This window comes from Streptomyces sp. JL2001 (assembly GCF_050917515.1).
In the GTDB taxonomy this organism is placed as follows: Bacteria; Actinomycetota; Actinomycetes; order Streptomycetales; family Streptomycetaceae; genus Streptomyces.
Window position 1 is genome coordinate 2,450,325 of the sequence record NZ_CP169421.1, and the last position, 16,528, is coordinate 2,466,852.

Here is a 16,528-nt window from a genome sequence, read left to right on the forward strand (position 1 = left end):
GCTGTGCATCCGGCTGTGCACCCCACAGACGGTAGGTCACGTCGTCCTTCCGGGCCACGGCGCGCGGGGGTCGTGCCGTGGCCCGGACGGGGCGTCAGCGAGGCACGCCGACCGGGATATCGCCCGTTCGGGTGTCGTAGGGCGAGCCCTGGTTGACGGCGACGGGGTCGAAGGCGCCGGTCGCCGCGTACCGTGCGGCGATCTCGGCCAGCTCCGGGGCGGGAATCACCTGGTGGATGTCGGTGAAGCCGTGCGGGGCCCGCTGGTGCGCCAGATTGATGACGACCTCGGGGCCGAGGCGCCGGTTGGCCTGCTGGAGGGCGGTCATGGCGGGCCTGCGGGCCGCCTCGTACGCGGCGAGTCCTTCCGCGGGGTCCCGGTGCAGGGCCAGGGCGTGGGCGAGCGCGCGGGCGTCGACGACGGACTGCGTGGCACCGTTGGAGCCGATCGGGTACATGGCGTGGGCCGCGTCGCCGATGAGGGTGGTGCGGCCGTGGCTCCACCGGTCGAGGGGGTCGCGGTCGACCATGGGGTACGCGTGGGCGGTGTCGGCGGCGCGCAGGACCTCGGGGACGCTGACGCCGCCGAACTCCCAGCCCTCGTAGTGGTGCAGGAAGGAGTCGACGTCGACCGGCCGGTTCCAGTCCCCGCGGTACCGCTCCTCCGCGCTCTCGGCGGGCCGGGCGAGAGCCCAGTTGACGAGGACCTCGTCGTCCGGGCCGGAGGGGCTGGTCATCGGGTACACGACGGCCTTCTGGCGGTCGTCGCCGGCGATGAACATGAAGGATCCGACGGCGCGGGCCGGCAGGCGCGAGACGCCGCGCCAGACCAGCGTGCCGTTCCAGGGCGGGCTGCCCTCACCGGGGTTGAGCGCGGCGCGGACGGTGGAGCGGATGCCGTCGGCGCCGATCAGCACGTCGGGTTCGAGGGAGGCCCGGCCGCGGGTGGCGCCGTCGCGGTGCTCCAGCTGGATGCGCGGGCGGCCGTCGGGCAGGATCTCGACTCCGGTCACCCGGACGCCGGTGACCAGGGCCGCCGGGCCGAGCCGTTCGCGTACCGCGTCGGCGAGGACCTGCTGGAGCCGGCCGCGGTGGACGGACAGCTGGGGCCAGCGGTAACCGGCGCCGAGGCCGCGCGGTTCGCGGGAGATCAGGGCTCCGCAGCGGTGGTAGTAGCGCAGTTCCCGGGTGCGCAGGGCGCCGGCTTCGAGGCGGCTCTGGAGGCCCAGCGCGTCGAGTTCGCGGACGGCGTTCGGCATGAGGTTGAGGCCGGCGCCGACCGGGAGGCTGGTGCGGACCGACTCGACGACGGTGACCCGGCCGAAACCGGCGGCGTGCAGGGCGAGCGCGGCGGTCAGGCCGGCTATGCCCCCGCCGGCGACGACGATGTGCAGGAGTCCGAGGCCGGGCAGGTCGCGCCCGGCGTCCGGCAGGACGTCGTGCAGCCCGTCGTGGATCACGTCGTGCGGTCCGCCGTACAGGACGCCGTGCGGCCCGTCGTCCGGTCCGCCGTGCGGCCCGTCCGCCGCGCGGATCGGGTCCGCCGGGCCGGGCAGGTCTGTCAGGTCGGTCGCGGCGGGACCCGGCACATCTGTCAGGTCCGGGAGCAGACGCGGGTAGGGGGTGCGGGGGTTCATCGGGTTCTCCTTCAGACCGCCGACGAGCCGGCACGGGCAGCGGGCGCGCCGGACCGGGGCCCTGGGCGCCCGCTCGTGGCCTGGCGCACCAGGGTCTCGTTGTCGCGGGTCAGGTCCAGGATGGAGCGGAGCAGGGCGACCGGTGCACCACCGCTGCCCTCCTCGTACAGCCGGAGGTCGTCGCTGTACGCCTTGCGGGCGATGACGATGTGGCGGGCGCGGAAGGTCTTGAGGATCTTCAGGACCCGGCCGAGCGCGAGCGCGGAGGCGGCCAGCTCCCGGGGCAGCCGGTCGGCGTTCTCCCAGCTGAGGGCCGTCGAGAGCTTGCTGACGGCGGAGACGCCTCCGGCGTACTGCTCGTGGAACTCGCGCCAGGACGGCAGGCTGTACGGCAGCGACTCGGCGAGGAAGGTGTCGTAGGCGGCGTCCGAGCGGTCGCACTGCCACAGCGTCAGGTCGACCAGCCAGAGCGGGACCTGGGCGGCGGCGGGACCGAGGTAGGAGCGCCCGGCGACGTCGACCTCCTCGAAGTAGGGGCGCAGGGTCAGCGCGAAGAACTCCGGGGAGATGTTCGAGGCGGTGAAGTCGATGGAGTCGACGATCGACCGGACGTGGTGGGCGGTCCGGTCGAGGGCGGTGGCGAAGCCGGGGTCGTACGGTTCGAGGCAGGCGACCCGCGCGCAGGTGTCGAGGGCGGCGACGAGGCCGGGGAACGCCGTCCGGACGGCTTCCTGGAGGTCCGTCTCCATGGGGTGGCCGGTGTAGGTCCGCCGGCGCGGACCGGCCGGGTTCCAGGTCGTGTAGTGGTGCACGGTGTCACGGGGCACCATGTCGGTCCGCCGGCCGAGCAGTTCGAGGATCGGAACGACGTCGGGGACGGCCTCGGCGGGCTGGACGCCGTGACGTTTCAGCGAACCGAGCAGGATGCCGAGGTCACGCATGGCGGCGAGCGCGGCCACCACGTTCCACTCGGCGGCCCGGTCGTGGTCCGGCAGCAGGGTGCGCAGCGCCACCGTGAGCGCGGCGACGTCGGCGTCGGCGTTCATCGCGGGCAGCGCGGCCAGGACGGCGTCGGCGCCCAGCGGGTCGGCGGCGCATATGTCGGCGATGCGGTAACGCGGGTCCCCACGTTCTTCGAGACCGGGCGCGACGAGGTCGTACAGGGTCAACGGAATGCCCCTCTGTGTTTTGTTGGACTCGGTCCGCCGCGGGGGCGCCCGGTGGGTGCGGCGACGCTCGGTCTCCGCCCCGCGCGCCCCGCGGCTCACACGCCGAGGTCACATGCGGTCACCCACGTGGTCACCGTGGGTCGGACACCCTGTCCCGGGGCCTGGGCGCCGGGGCGGGGGCGGGCAGGCGGAGCCGTGCCGCGAGCAGCGCGGCCGACGCGGCGAAGGCGGCGCCGACGAGCAGCGCGGCCCGGAATCCGGGGGTCTGGGCCGCGGCCCCGGCGGTTTCGGCGCGGCCGGTGGCGATCGCCACCAGGACGGCGAGACCGAGCACCGCGCCGAACTGCTGGCTGGTGTTGACCAGCCCGGAGGCGAGTCCGGTCTCCTCGGGGGCGGCCTCGGCGGTGGCGGCCACGTTGGTGGTGACCATGACCAGCGGCAGGGCGACGCCGAGGAGCAGGCTCGGTGCCAGGACGGTGCCGGCGAAGGTGCCGTGGGGGTCGAGCGCGAGGGCCAGCCACAGGGTGCCGGCGCACAGCAGCACGAAGCCGAGCACCATGGTCCGGGTCAGGCCGATCCGGAAGATGAGCCGGCCGGTCTGCGGGGCGACGGCGACGACGACCACCGACAGGGGCAGCAGGCCGAGCCCGCCGCCCAGCGGCCCGTATCCGAGGACGCTCTGCAGGTAGAGGCTGACCAGGAAGAACATGGGGAACATCGCCATCTGGCCGAGGGCGCCGAGGGTGTTGGCCAGGCGCAGGGCCGGGCGGGTGAGGACGGCCGGTGGCACGAGCGGGACCGCGGTGCGCGCCTCGGTGACCGCGAAGGCGGCGAGCAGGGCGAGGCCCGCGCCGCCCGTGCCGAGGGTCCGGCCGGAGAGCCATCCGGAGTCGCCGGCGCCGACGAGCGCGTACGCGACGAGGCCGAGCCCGGCGGTGGCCGTCAGGGCCCCGGCGAGGTCGAAGCCACCGGCGGCGGGCACGCGCGGGCGGGCGGCGGCCGGGGGCAGGACGCGCGGGGCCACCACGCCGAGCAGGACGGCGACGAGCACGTTGAGCCAGAACGTGGAGCGCCAGCCGAGGAGGTCGGTGAGGACCCCGCCGAGCACGGTCCCGAGCACACCGCCGAGCCCGCCCATGGCGGCGAAGGCGCCGAGCGCCCGGTGGCGGGCGGGTCCGTCGGGGAAGAGGACGAGGAGCAGGGCGAACGCGGCCGCGGCGGCGAGGGCGGCCCCGGCTCCCTGGACGGCCCGGGCGGCGACCAGCGCGTCCGGGTGCGGGGCGAGGGCGCCGGCGGCGGAGGCCGCGGCGAGCAGCCCGAGGCCGGCGAGGTAGAGCGTGCGGTGGCCGAGCAGGTCGGCGGCCCGTCCGCCGAGCAGCAGGAGCCCGCCGAAGGTGATGAGGTACGCGTTGGCCACCCAGGACAGGCCGGCCGAGCCCGCGCCGAGGTCGTCCCCGACGGAGGGCAGCGCGACGTTGACGATCGCCGTGTCCAGGATCAGCAGCAACTGCGTGGCGGCGAGCAGGACGAGAGCGCCGCGCGAGGATCGCCCGTCGCTCACCGCGCGCCTCCGCGGACCGGCGGGCGGGGGCCGGGGCCGGCGGTGGCACCGGGCCGGCGCGGCCGCCCGGGGGCCGGCCGGTCCCCGGGGGTCCCCGGGGCGGGGCGCCGGGCGCCGGCGTGACCGGCCCGCCGGGTGGCCCGCCGCCCCGCCCGGGGCGCCCGGGGCCTCACCGCGTGGTCCCGAGGTCGTAGCCGTCCAGACACGCCTGGGCGAGCGACGTGCAGTCGTCGGCCGCGCCCGCCCAGGTCTGCATCGTGAGGTAGACGTGCGGGGCGCCCTGGTAGAAGCGCTCGTACTGCTCGTGGCGGCCGGCGAACTCCGAGCCGAGCGCGTCCCAGGCGAGCTTGAGCAGCTTGAGGCGGTCCTCCGCCGGATGCCCGGGGGTGCGGAAGTACCGGTGGACGAGGGGTCCCAGTTCGGGGTGGAGCAGATCGCGGCCGGAGGCGGGCTGCTGGATGATCGCCCCGCCCGCGAGCAGCTTGATGTCCTGGACGGCCCGCGGGTACAGCTCGCCCGCCATGATCCGCTGGGCGAAGGAGATCTCCTGCCCGGGCCGGACCCCGCCCCTGCCCTCGTCCACCGGCTCCCACGACGCCTCCGCCGCGAGCACGAAGGCCTTGGCCTGCGCGACCATGCCGAGGAGCCGGCCGATCGCCTGGGTGACCGCCGGCACCCCGTCCGTGCCGTTCGAGCGTGCGACGAGGATGGCCAGGCCGGTGAGGAACTCCAGCTTGGTCCAGAAGCGGGTCGCCGACTGGTGCACGAAGTTCAGGTACGCGGGGGTGCGCCACCACATCGCGGCGGTCGCGTCCACGTCCCGGTACGTCAGCACCCGCTCCCAGGGCACGAACACGTCCTCGCACACGAGCATCGCGTCGTTCTCGTCGTAGCGGGCGGACAGCGGCTGGTCGAAGACGGAGCGCGCGCCCGCCTCGTACGAGGTCCGCGAGATCAGCCGGAGTCCGGGCGTGTCCGCCCTGATCGAGAAGCTCAGCGCGCGTGCGGCGTGCTCGGGGGCGAGCGGTTCGATCGTGCCGACGAGGATCTCGTCGGCGAACACCGCACCGGTGCCGATGGTCTTGGCCCCGCGGACGACGATGCCGTCGTCGCGCTCGGCCACGACCCGCACCGTCAGGTCGTCCTCGCCCTGACCGGAGGCCGGGTCGGTGAGGGTGAAGGCGCAGTGGAGGTCGCCCTCGGCGAGCCTGCGGTGGTACGCGAGGGCGTTCGCGGCCCCGTCGAAGCCGTCGGTGGTGAAGACCCCGGGCAGGGCGGCGAACCCGGCCGCGCCGGAGGCCATGTAGTCCGGGGTGCGGCCCAGGAAGCCGTAACCGGCCTCCGCCCACACCTTGTACGCCCGCCGGCGGGCGACCAGGTCCTCGTACGAGCGGGGCACGGCGTACGCCCGGTGCACCCCGCCCTGGACGAGCAGCGGGGTGTGCGGGGAGTCGTGCGCGAGGTCGTAGAGCCCGGCGAAGGAGGCCGCGGTGGCCCGGAAGGCGGGATGCGTGGTGACGTCCTTGATCCGCTCGCCGTCGAGCCAGATCTCGCGCCCGTCACGCAGCGCCTCCAGATACTCGTGCCCGGACCTCGTCACCGCTTGTCGCCTCTCCTCCTGTGCCACGGCTGTTGCCGTCCCGAGCCTGTCCGGCCCGGGGCACCCGGGCAATGAACGTCCGTCCAGCGGTCCTTAAGAACCGGCCAGCCGAATGCGGCGAATGCGGTTTTCGTACCGCATCGGGCGTGGCCGGACGGGGCGGCGGCCGTCAGGCGGCGTGGTCGTAGCCGGAGCGGTACTCCCCCGGAGTCATGCCGAACCACTTGCGGAAGGCCAGGTGGAAGCCGACCGCGCTCTGGTAGCCGACGCGCGGCGGCACGGCGGACTGCGGGATCGAGGTCTCGGTGAGCAGCCGGGCCGCCTCCTGCATCCGCCGACCGGTGAGGTGCCGGGCGGGGGCCTCGCCGACCAGCTCGCGGAAGGCCGCGGTGAAGGCCGAGCGGGACATGCCGACCTCGCGTGCCAGGGACTCGATCGTCCACGGTTCGGCGTACCGGGTGGCGATCATCACCATCGCGCGGCTGATGCCGGGATGGCGCAGCACGGGCAGGGTGGCGGGGTTGTCGGCGAGTTCGCGCAGCAGCGGGCGGAGCGCGAGCACCAGGGCCATCTCGAAGGCGCGCAGGGTGATGAGACGGTCCCCGGGGCCGACGGGCCGGTCGGGCGCGGCCAGCAGCCGCAGGGTGTCGCGCAGCAGCGGTTCGCGGTCGACCTGCGCGCCGTCGAGGACGAGCGCCCAGGGCAGCGAGGTGTAGAGGCCGGTGGCGGCGCTGGCGTCGTAGTGGAGTCCGGCGCAGAGCAGCCGGCTGACCGCCCCGTCGCCCGAGATGACGATCTCGCCCGAGGTGCCGGGCTGGCGCTCGGGAAGGACGGCCTTGAGCGGCACGCCCTGGCGGTCGGGCCGGTCGGAGAGCCGGTGGGCGATGCCGGTGGGAAAGACGATCAGGTCGCCGGCGTGCAGCTCCAGCGGCGCCTGGCCGTCGCCGGTGATCCAGCAGCCGCCCTCCACGATGTAGTGCAGGACGGCGCAGCTCTGCTCGGCGTCGCCCTCGATGGCCCAGGGGGCACGGACGTGCCAGCGGCTGTCGAAGACCCCGGTGAGCCGGAGCGGTTTCAGCAGTTCGCTGAGCAGGTCGTCCCGTTCCTCGTCGCAGCGGTCCCCGCGCCGTTCCTCGCACGGGGTGCGGCGGCGTTCCCGGCCCTGTTCGCGGGGCTGGTCGGTGCCCCACTCGTCGCGCTGGTCCTCACGTCGGTCGTCACGATCGGTTCGCACGTTTTCCATGGACGATCCTTCAACTTCCGCCCCGGTTTGTTAATTGAACGGCCGAAGCCGCCGCCGCCAGCCTGAGAGTGCCGTCACGGCAGCCGTCACAGCCTATCGAAGGGCCCTTCACACACATGTCCAGTCACATTCCGATGCGGGTCGCCGTCGTGGGAGCGACCGGTTTCCAGGGCGGCGCGGTGGCTCGCCTGCTGACCGAGCGGCACCACAAGGTGCGTACCCTGACCCGGCGTCCGGCGGGCGACCGTCCGCCGCTGCCGGGCGCCTCCTTCGTCGCGGGCGACCTGGCGAGGCCCGCCGACGTCCGCCGGCTCTTCGACGGCATGACGCACGCCTCGGTCGTGCTGCCGCTGGTGTACGAGCCGGAGCGCGTCCGCCTGTACGCCCGGAACATCGCGCACGCGGCCGTCGAGGCGGGCATCGTGCGGTTGGTCTACAACTCCAACACCCGTATCCCGCAGGGCCCGACGTCCGTGGCCGCGTTCGAGACGCGGCGGATCGCCGAGGAGGTGTTCCGGGAGAGCGGGATCCCGCTGGTCGTCGTCCGGCCGCCGGTGTACCTGGACAACCTCTTCTCGCCGTGGAACGGCCCCGCCCTGGTCGACGAGGGCGTCCTCGCCTATCCGCTGCCGGCGTCCGCGCCGACGGCCTGGCTCTCGCACCGGGACCTGGCGGGGGCGGTGCTCGCCGCGCTGACCACGGACGGCCTGGAGGGGCGGACCTTCGACATCGGCGGCGCGCACGCGCTGACGGGCGCCGAGCTGGCCGCCGCGTTCGGCCGGGGGCTCGGCAGGTCGGTGCAGTACCTGCCGCTGCCCCCCGACGTCTTCGAGCGCGGCCTGGCCCGGCTCCTGGGCCCGGCCGCGGCGGCCGGAGTCGCGGGGATCTACCACTACATGGCGACGGGCGCCGACCCGCTGCTGCTCGCGGCCGACGACGGGGTCTCGGCGGAGGTCCTCGCGGTGGAGCCGGCCCCGGTGGACGAGTGGGTCATGCGTCAGCCGTGGCAGGTGTGGTCCAGCGACACGGAGGAGCAGTCGGCCTCCCCGCAGGGCTGACGCGGGCGGGCGGCGGAACGCCGCGACCCGGGACACCCCGCGCGCCGGACACCGCGCGCCGCACCCGCACTTCCGCGCGCCCCCGGCCCACCGGCCCCGCCCCACAAGGACGGGGCCGGTTTCTTGTGGGCGTCGTGTGCTTGTCCGCACGGCTACGTCCTAGTAGTTAACAAAGCGCCGGATTGCCCACCCGAATCCAGTGGAAGGCTCCTCCGGTACAGCCCGTAGATCCGCCATCCGAGTGAACGCGGACAGGAGCGGCCATGCCCGCAACCCGCCAGCCGTCCACGGAGCTACAAAGAGCGCACAACCACCCGCACCCCCGTAACCCCTCAGGTGATGCTGTGAATCCGCTCATGGGACGTATTCCCGTACTGGACGTCCGCCCGCTGGTCGACTGCGGTCGCCGGCCCGCGAAGGCGGTGGTCGGAGAGACCTTCGAAGTGTCGGCCACCGTCTTCCGCGAGGGCCACGACGCCGTCGCCGCCAACGTCGTCCTGCGCGGCCCCTCGGGCCGCCCCGGCCCCTGGACCCCGATGCGCGAGCTCGCGCCCGGCACCGACCGGTGGGGCGCCGAGGTCACGCCGGACGCCGAGGGCCCGTGGACGTACACCGTCGAGGCGTGGAGCGATCCGCTCGCGACCTGGCGCCACCACGCGAAAATCCTGATTCCGGCCGGGATCGACACCGAACTGGTCCTCGCCGAGGGCGCGGAGCTCCACGAGCGCGCCGCCAAGGGCGTCCCCAAGAAGGGCGGCGGGCGGGAGGCCGTGCTCGCCGCGGCGGACGCGCTGCGCGACGGGTCCCGGCCCGCCGCGGCCCGCCTCGCCGCCGCGCTCGACCCGCGCGTGACCGGGACGCTCGACCGCCACCCGCTGCGCGAACTGCTCAGTGCCTCGCCCGCGTTGCCGGTCCAGGTGGAGCGCGAGCGGGCGCTGTTCGGCAGTTGGTACGAGTTCTTCCCGCGCTCGGAGGGCGTGAAGAAGGTCCGGGGCCGGACCGTTCCGGGAACGTTCCGCACCGCGGCCGAACGGCTGCCGGCGATCGCGGCGATGGGCTTCGACGTCGTCTACCTGCCGCCCATCCACCCGATCGGCACCACCCACCGCAAGGGCCCCAACAACTCGCTCTCCGCGAGCCCCCAGGACGTCGGCGTGCCGTGGGCGATCGGTTCGCCGGAGGGCGGCCACGACGCGGTCCACCCGGACCTGGGCACCATCGAGGACTTCGACGCCTTCGTGGCCCGGGCCCGCGAACTGCGGCTGGAGATCGCGCTGGACTTCGCGCTCCAGTGCTCGCCCGACCACCCGTGGGTGGAGAAGCACCCGGAGTGGTTCCGCCACCGCGCGGACGGCTCGATCGCGTACGCCGAGAACCCGCCGAAGAAGTACCAGGACATCTACCCCATCGACTTCGACGCGGCCGGCGACGGCATGGACGGGATCGTCGCCGAGACCGTGCGGGTCCTGCGGCACTGGATGGACCACGGCGTCCGGATCTTCCGCGTCGACAACCCGCACACCAAGCCCGTGGTGTTCTGGGAGCGGGTCATCGGCGAGATCAACCGGGCGGACCCGGACGTGATCTTCCTGGCCGAGGCGTTCACCCGGCCGGCGATGATGCGCACGCTCGGCGCGGTCGGCTTCCAGCAGTCCTACACGTACTTCACCTGGCGCAACACCAAGCAGGAGCTGACGGAGTACCTCACCGAGCTGTCCGGGGACGCGGCCGCGCACATGCGGCCCAACCTCTTCGTGAACACCCCCGACATCCTGCACGCCTACCTCCAGGACGGCGGCCGGCCGGCCTTCGAGGTGCGCGCGGTGCTCGCCGCGACCCTCTCGCCCACCTGGGGCGTCTACGCCGGCTACGAGCTGTGCGAGAACACCGCGCTGCGGGACGGCAGCGAGGAGTACCTGGATTCGGAGAAGTACCAACTGCGGCCCCGTGACTGGGAGTCGGCGGAGCGGTCGGGGGCGTCGATCGCCCCGCTGATCACCACGCTGAACCGGGTCAGGCGCCGGCACCCGGCCCTGCGCCGGCTGCGCGGGCTGCACTTCCACGCCACCGACAACGACGCGGTGATCGCGTACAGCAAGCGCTCGGGCTCGAACACGGTTCTGGTGGTCGCAAATCTCGACCCTCACCACACCCAGGAGGCCACGGTCTCGTTGAACATGCCGGAACTCGGCCTCGACTGGCACGAGACCGTACCGGTGCGCGACGAGCTCACCGGCGAGACCTATCACTGGGGCAGGGCCAGCTATGTGCGCCTCGAGCCGGGTGTCACGCCCGCGCACGTCCTCGTCCTGCGACCGTCCCCGCAGACCGGAGGGTCACCCACCTCATGACTGTCAACGAACCCGTCCCCGACACCTTCGAGGACACCCCCGCCAAGGACCGTGATCCCGACTGGTTCAAGCGGGCGGTGTTCTACGAGGTCCTCGTCCGTTCCTTCCAGGACAGCAACGGCGACGGCGTCGGCGATCTCAAGGGCATCACGTCCAAGCTGGACTACCTCCAGTGGCTGGGGGTGGACTGCCTCTGGCTGCCGCCGTTCTTCAAGTCCCCGCTCCGGGACGGCGGCTACGACGTCTCCGACTACACGTCGGTGCTGCCCGAGTTCGGCGACCTGGCCGACTTCGTGGAGTTCGTGGACGCGGCGCACCAGCGCGGCATGCGCGTCATCATCGACTTCGTCATGAACCACACCAGCGACCAGCACCCGTGGTTCCAGGAGTCCCGTTCCGACCCGGACGGGCCCTACGGCGACTACTACGTCTGGGCCGACGACGACAAGCAGTACCAGGACGCCCGGATCATCTTCGTCGACACCGAGACGTCGAACTGGACCTTCGACCCGGTGCGCAAGCAGTACTACTGGCACCGCTTCTTCTCGCACCAGCCGGACCTCAACTACGAGAACCCGGCCGTGCAGGAGGAGATCCTGTCCGCGCTGAAGTTCTGGCTGGACCTCGGGATCGACGGCTTCCGGCTGGACGCGGTGCCGTACCTGTACCAGCAGGAGGGCACCAACTGCGAGAACCTCCCGGCGACCCACGGCTTCCTCAAGCGGGTCCGCAAGGAGATCGACGACCACTACCCCGACACGGTGCTGCTCGCCGAGGCGAACCAGTGGCCGGAGGACGTCGTCGACTACTTCGGCGACTTCACCGCGGGCGGCGACGAGTGCCACATGGCGTTCCACTTCCCCGTGATGCCGCGCATCTTCATGGCCGTGCGGCGCGAGTCCCGCACCCCGGTCTCCGAGATCCTGGCCAAGACCCCGGCGATCCCGGACGGCTGCCAGTGGGGCATCTTCCTGCGCAACCACGACGAGCTGACGCTCGAGATGGTCACGGACGAAGAGCGCGACTACATGTACGCGGAGTACGCCAAGGACCCCCGGATGCGGGCCAACATCGGCATCCGGCGGCGCCTGGCACCGCTGCTCGACAACGACCGCAAGCAGATGGAGCTGTTCACCGCGCTGCTGTTCTCGCTCCCCGGCTCGCCGGTGCTGTACTACGGCGACGAGATCGGGATGGGCGACAACATCTGGCTCGGCGACCGCGACGGGGTGCGCACCCCGATGCAGTGGACACCCGACCGGAACGCGGGCTTCTCGTCCTGCGACCCGGGCCGGCTGACCCTGCCGGCCATCATGGACCCGGTCCACGGCTATCAGGTCACCAACGTGGAGTCGGGGATGGCCTCGCCGTCCTCGCTGCTGCACTGGACGAAGCGGATGATCGAGATCCGTAAGCAGAACCGGGCCTTCGGGCTCGGCTCCTACACGGAGCTGCCCTCGTCCAATCCGGCCGTGCTCGCCTTCCTGCGGGAGTCCGCCCCCGAGGAGGGGATGGACGCCGATCTGGTCCTGTGCGTGAACAACTTCTCGCGGTTCGCGCAGCCGACGGAGCTCGATCTCCGCCAGTTCGAGGGAATGCATCCGGTCGAACTGATCGGCCAGGTGCGCTTCCCGCCCATCGGCCAGTGGCCGTATCTGCTCACTCTCGCAGGTCACGGCTTCTACTGGTTCCGACTGAAGAAGAGCCGCCGCGCGATCGGCTGATCACCGACCGTCAACTGACCGGGGTGGGGCGGGTTTCCCCCGCGCCACCCTGGGCACTGTGTCCCACACACGGTCGATTCAGGTCCATACGGGCCTTCTTGTCGGGCCCATACGGATCTTCCCCACCCGACACGTCCCGCACAGCCGGACAGTTCATGCTGCAATCCGGGACACTCTGCGCATTTGAACTCCCACGTGCGCCCCCCGGGGAAAGGACGCGATGCCATGCCGGAGACCGCATCCACCACCCGGGCCCCGGCCGCCCTCCTTCCGTCACTCGCTCCCCTGCTCCATGAATGGCTGCCACGGCAGCGCTGGTTCGCGGGCAAGGGCCGCCGGGTCACCGGATTCACCTTGGAAGCGGCCACCGAGCTGCTGCCGCTGGACGGCGCGGGACCCGGTCTACTGCACCTGCTGGTACGGGTCGAACAGCCCGGACGACCGGCCGGTCAACCCGCCGACTGCTATCAGCTGCTGCTCGGTGTCAGGACCCAACTGCCGCCACGCCTCGCCCCCGCCCTGATCGGGCGGATCCGGCAGGGGCCCCTGGCCGGCCGGGCCGTCTACGAAGGGCTGCGCGACCCGCGGCTCGCCGGACTGCTCTACGAACGACTGCGCACCCCGGGCCGGATCGGTCCGCTGCGCTTCTGCGGCACCGCCGCCCTGCCCGCTTCGCCGGCCCCCCGGGTGCTGGACGCGGAGCAGTCCAACTCCTCCCTGGTGTACGGCGACTCGTACATCCTGAAGATCTTCCGCCGGGTCAGTCCCGGCGCCAACCCCGACCTGGAGCTGCCGCTCGCGCTGGCCCGGGCGGGCTGCGAGCGGGTGCCCGAGCCGGTCGCCTGGTTCGAGTCGGGCGCCAGCACGCTCGGGGTGCTCCAGCCGTACCTGCGGGACTCCCGCGACGGCTGGCGGCTGGCGCTGGACGCGCTGGCCGAGGAGCGCGAGTTCACCGAGGAGGCGCACGCGCTCGGCCGGGCCACGGCCGAGGTGCACCTCGCCCTGGCGACCGCGCTGCCCACCGAGCGGCTGCGCCGGACCGAGACCGAGCACCTGGCCCGGGAGATGGACCAGCGTCTCGCCTCCGCCGCACAGGCGGTGCCGGCGCTGCTGCCGTACGTGCCGGGGCTCCGGGCCGTCTTCGCGGCGGCCGGCGGCACGGTCGGGGCCGGGCAGCTCCAGCGGATCCACGGCGACCTCCACCTGGGGCAGACGCTGCGGTCCGCGGACGGCGGCTGGGCGGTGATCGACTTCGAGGGGGAGCCCGCGAAGCCGCTCACCGAGCGCTGCCGCCCGCAGCCCACGGTCCGGGACGTCGCGGGCATGCTCCGCTCCTTCGACTACGCGGCCCGCACCCACCGGCCGTGGAACGCGGACTGGGCGGCCCGCTGCCGGGACGCGTACTGCGCGGGCTACGCGGCCGCCTCCGGGACCGACCCGCGCTCGGATCCGGCGCTGCTGCGCGCCTACGAGACGGACAAGGCTGTCTACGAGGTCCTCTACGAGGCCCGCAACCGGCCGGACTGGCTGCCGGTGCCGATGGCCGCCATCCACCGTCTGGCGGGGGCGGAGTGACGGCGCACCCGCGTCACCTCCCGACCGTGCCGCCCGACCGGGCGGGACGGCCCCGCACCCCGCGGCCGGTTCCTTCCCCCGGCCGTCCCGCGCCGCCCCCGCGGATCCCCCGTTCGGCGCACCGCACGGCGCGGCGCCGGGCGGACCGGGGCCCGGACCGGGACGCGATGCCCGTTCGGCGGAGTGTCCTGTGCGGCGCGGCCGCCGTTGCGGTTGCGTGGGAACCGCCGCATCTCCCTCACCCCATCCTTTCGATTCCGCTGCTGGAGGCATACCCGTGACCGCCCGATCCGCACGCAAGACGGCCCGAACGACGACCGACGAGGTGCCCCCGGCGAAGAAGGCGGCCGCCCGGACGCCCGCGCCACGGGCGGAGGCCGAGCCGGACCGGACGGTCGCGCGGCCGGCGCCGCCGCTCGACGCGGGCGACCGTGCCCGGCTGCTCGCGGGCGAGCACCACGACCCGCACGGCGTGCTCGGCGCCCACCCGGTCCGCGGCGGCGTCGTGGTCCGGGTGCTGCGCCCGTTCGCCCGTGAGGTCGCGGTCCTCGCGAAGGGCCGGCGGACCGTGCTGCACGACGACGGGGACGGCTTCTTCTCCGGGGTCCTGCCGCTGCTGCGCAAGGTCCCCGCGTACGAGCTGCGGGTGCGCTACGACGGGGACGAGCTCGCGGTCCAGGACCCGTACCGCTTCCTGCCCTCCCTCGGCGAGCTCGACCTGCACCTGATCGGCGAGGGCCGGCACGAGGAGCTGTGGAAGGCGCTCGGCGCCCGGCCGATGACGCACCAGGGCGTGACCGGCACCCGCTTCACCGTCTGGGCCCCGAACGCCCGCGGCGTGCGGGTCACCGCCGACTTCGTCCACTGGGACGGCACCGGCCTGCCGATGCGCTCGCTGGGCTCCACCGGGGTGTGGGAGCTGTTCGTGCCCGGCATCGCCGTGGGCGCGCTCTACAAGTACGACATCACGCGTCCGGACGGCTCCCACACGGTCCGCGCCGACCCGATGGCCCGCCGGACCGAGTGCCCGCCGAACACGGCCTCGATCGTGACCGACTCGGCCTACGCCTGGGACGACGCCGAGTGGATGGCGAAGCGCGGCGCCCGACCGCACCACGAGGCGCCGCTGTCCGTCTACGAGGTGCACCTGGCCTCCTGGCGGCCCGGCCTGACGTACCGGCAGCTGGCCGAGCAGCTGCCCGCGTACGTCAGCGACCTCGGCTTCACCCACGTCGAGCTCATGCCCGTCACGGAGCACCCGTTCGGCGGCTCGTGGGGCTACCAGGTGACCGGCTTCTACGCGCCGACGGCCCGGATGGGCACGCCCGACGACTTCAGGTTCCTGGTCGACGCGCTGCACCGGGCGGGGATCGGGGTCCTGATGGACTGGGTCCCGGCGCACTTCCCGCGCGACGACTGGGCGCTCGCCGAGTTCGACGGACGCCCGCTGTACGAGCACGAGGACCCGCGGCGCTCGGCGCACCCCGACTGGGGGACGCTGGAGTTCGACTACGGCCGCAAGGAGGTGCGGAACTTCCTGGTCGCCAACGCGGTGTACTGGTGCGAGGAGTTCCACATCGACGGGCTGCGGGTGGACGCCGTCGCGTCGATGCTCTACCTCGACTACTCGCGCGAGCACGGGGAGTGGCTGCCGAACGAGTTCGGCGGCCGGGAGAACCTGGACGCGGTCGCGTTCCTCCAGGAGATGAACGCCACCGTGTACCGGCGCTGCCCGGGGATCATCACCTTCGCCGAGGAGTCGACGGCCTGGGACGGGGTGACCCGGGCGACCGACCAGGTCGGTCCGGGCGGCTTCGGCGGCCTGGGCTTCGGCATGAAGTGGAACATGGGCTGGATGCACGACTCGCTCGGGTACGTGTCCAAGGAGCCGGTGCACCGCAAGTACCACCACCACGAGATGACGTTCTCGATGGTGTACGCGTACAGCGAGAACTACATCCTGCCGATCTCCCACGACGAGGTGGTGCACGGGAAGCAGGCCCTGGTCTCCAAGATGCCCGGTGACTGGTGGCAGCAGCGCGCCAACCACCGCGCGTACCTCGGCTTCATGTGGGCCCACCCGGGCAAGCAACTGCTGTACATGGGCCAGGAGTTCGCCCAGGGGGCGGAGTGGTCGGTGGACCACGGCCCGGACTGGTGGCTGCTGGACCCCTCGTACAGCGCGGAGGCGGACCACCGCGGCGTGCGGGACCTCGTGCGCGAGCTGAACACCGTGTACGGGCGGACCCCGGCCCTCTGGGAGCGGGACACCTCGCCTGAGGGGTTCGCGTGGGTCGCGGGCGACGCCGCCGAGGACAACGTCTTCGCCTTCCTGCGCCACGACGCCGAGGGGGCGCCGCTGCTCGCGGTCTGCAACTTCTCGCCGGTGGTGCGCCACGACTACCGGCTGGGGGTGCCCGAGTCCGTGGCGGCCTGGGCGGAGGTCCTGAACACGGACGAGACGCGGTACGGCGGCAGCGGGGTGGGGAACCCCGACCCGGTGAAGACCGAGTCGGTGCCCTTCCACGGCCGTTCGGCGAGCGTCCGGATGACGCTGCCGCCGCTGGCGACGGTCTGGCTGCGGCCCGCCTGACCGCACGGGGCCCCGCCC

Annotated in this window: 10 protein-coding genes; 5 read left to right on the top strand and 5 right to left on the bottom strand. The window is 73.1% G+C overall.

The features are described 5' to 3' along the window. Positions 1–94: 94 nt before the first annotated feature. The 5 genes from ACE1OA_RS10625 to ACE1OA_RS10645 all read right to left on the bottom strand — a co-directional run bounded on the left by ACE1OA_RS10625 (position 95) and on the right by ACE1OA_RS10645 (position 7,209). Positions 95–1,636 (bottom strand): FAD-dependent monooxygenase, encoded by a 1,542-nt coding sequence (locus ACE1OA_RS10625; RefSeq protein ID WP_432752686.1) that lies wholly within the window; start codon positions 1,634–1,636, stop codon positions 95–97. An 11-nt stretch (positions 1,637–1,647) separates the two neighbouring features. Next, positions 1,648–2,805, bottom strand: coding sequence for a monodechloroaminopyrrolnitrin synthase PrnB family protein (locus tag ACE1OA_RS10630; RefSeq protein ID WP_384869633.1), 1,158 nt, complete (start codon positions 2,803–2,805; stop codon positions 1,648–1,650). 130 nt (positions 2,806–2,935) lie between these two features. Further along, positions 2,936–4,366: an MFS transporter gene (locus ACE1OA_RS10635; protein WP_386542613.1), complete on the bottom strand. Its 1,431-nt coding sequence runs from the start codon at positions 4,364–4,366 to the stop codon at positions 2,936–2,938. 169 nt (positions 4,367–4,535) lie between these two features. After that, positions 4,536–5,966 carry a 4-hydroxyphenylacetate 3-hydroxylase family protein gene (locus tag ACE1OA_RS10640; RefSeq protein WP_384875636.1) on the bottom strand — a complete coding sequence of 477 codons (1,431 nt, stop codon included), beginning with the start codon at positions 5,964–5,966 and terminating at the stop codon, positions 4,536–4,538. 169 nt (positions 5,967–6,135) lie between these two features. Then, complete coding sequence (locus ACE1OA_RS10645) at positions 6,136–7,209, bottom strand: AraC family transcriptional regulator (protein ID WP_356608589.1); 1,074 nt, start codon at positions 7,207–7,209, stop codon at positions 6,136–6,138. 116 nt (positions 7,210–7,325) lie between these two features. On the opposite strand from ACE1OA_RS10645, the gene ACE1OA_RS10650 reads away from it, so the two are divergent. From ACE1OA_RS10650 to glgB, 5 genes are all read left to right on the top strand, one after another. Continuing rightward, positions 7,326–8,267 carry an SDR family oxidoreductase gene (locus tag ACE1OA_RS10650; protein ID WP_432752687.1) on the top strand — a complete coding sequence of 314 codons (942 nt, stop codon included), beginning with the start codon at positions 7,326–7,328 and terminating at the stop codon, positions 8,265–8,267. 356 nt (positions 8,268–8,623) lie between these two features. Beyond that, on the top strand, positions 8,624–10,618 hold the full coding sequence (locus ACE1OA_RS10655; RefSeq protein ID WP_432752688.1) for an alpha-1,4-glucan--maltose-1-phosphate maltosyltransferase: 1,995 nt from the start codon (positions 8,624–8,626) through the stop codon (positions 10,616–10,618). Beyond that, positions 10,615–12,342: a maltose alpha-D-glucosyltransferase gene (gene treS, locus ACE1OA_RS10660; RefSeq protein ID WP_356608595.1), complete on the top strand. Its 1,728-nt coding sequence runs from the start codon at positions 10,615–10,617 to the stop codon at positions 12,340–12,342. Before ACE1OA_RS10655 ends, treS begins: the two co-directional genes overlap by 4 nt. A gap of 225 nt (positions 12,343–12,567) precedes the next feature. After that, a complete protein-coding gene (locus ACE1OA_RS10665) occupies positions 12,568–13,917 on the top strand; it encodes a maltokinase N-terminal cap-like domain-containing protein (protein ID WP_356608597.1) in 1,350 nt (449 codons plus the stop codon). 277 nt (positions 13,918–14,194) lie between these two features. Continuing rightward, complete coding sequence (gene glgB, locus ACE1OA_RS10670) at positions 14,195–16,510, top strand: 1,4-alpha-glucan branching enzyme (protein ID WP_432752689.1); 2,316 nt, start codon at positions 14,195–14,197, stop codon at positions 16,508–16,510. The last annotated feature ends 18 nt before the right edge of the window (positions 16,511–16,528 follow it).

Bases quoted from the DNA above. Each gene is read 5' to 3' on its own strand.
- ACE1OA_RS10625 (WP_432752686.1), bottom strand. From the start codon at position 1,636: ATGAACCCCCGCACCCCCTACCCGCGTCTGCTCCCGGACCTGACAGAT.
- ACE1OA_RS10645 (WP_356608589.1), bottom strand. From the start codon at position 7,209: ATGGAAAACGTGCGAACCGATCGTGACGACCGACGTGAGGACCAGCGC.
- ACE1OA_RS10650 (WP_432752687.1), top strand. From the start codon at position 7,326: ATGTCCAGTCACATTCCGATGCGGGTCGCCGTCGTGGGAGCGACCGGT.
- ACE1OA_RS10655 (WP_432752688.1), top strand. From the start codon at position 8,624: ATGGGACGTATTCCCGTACTGGACGTCCGCCCGCTGGTCGACTGCGGT.
- treS (WP_356608595.1), top strand. From the start codon at position 10,615: ATGACTGTCAACGAACCCGTCCCCGACACCTTCGAGGACACCCCCGCC.
- ACE1OA_RS10665 (WP_356608597.1), top strand. From the start codon at position 12,568: ATGCCGGAGACCGCATCCACCACCCGGGCCCCGGCCGCCCTCCTTCCG.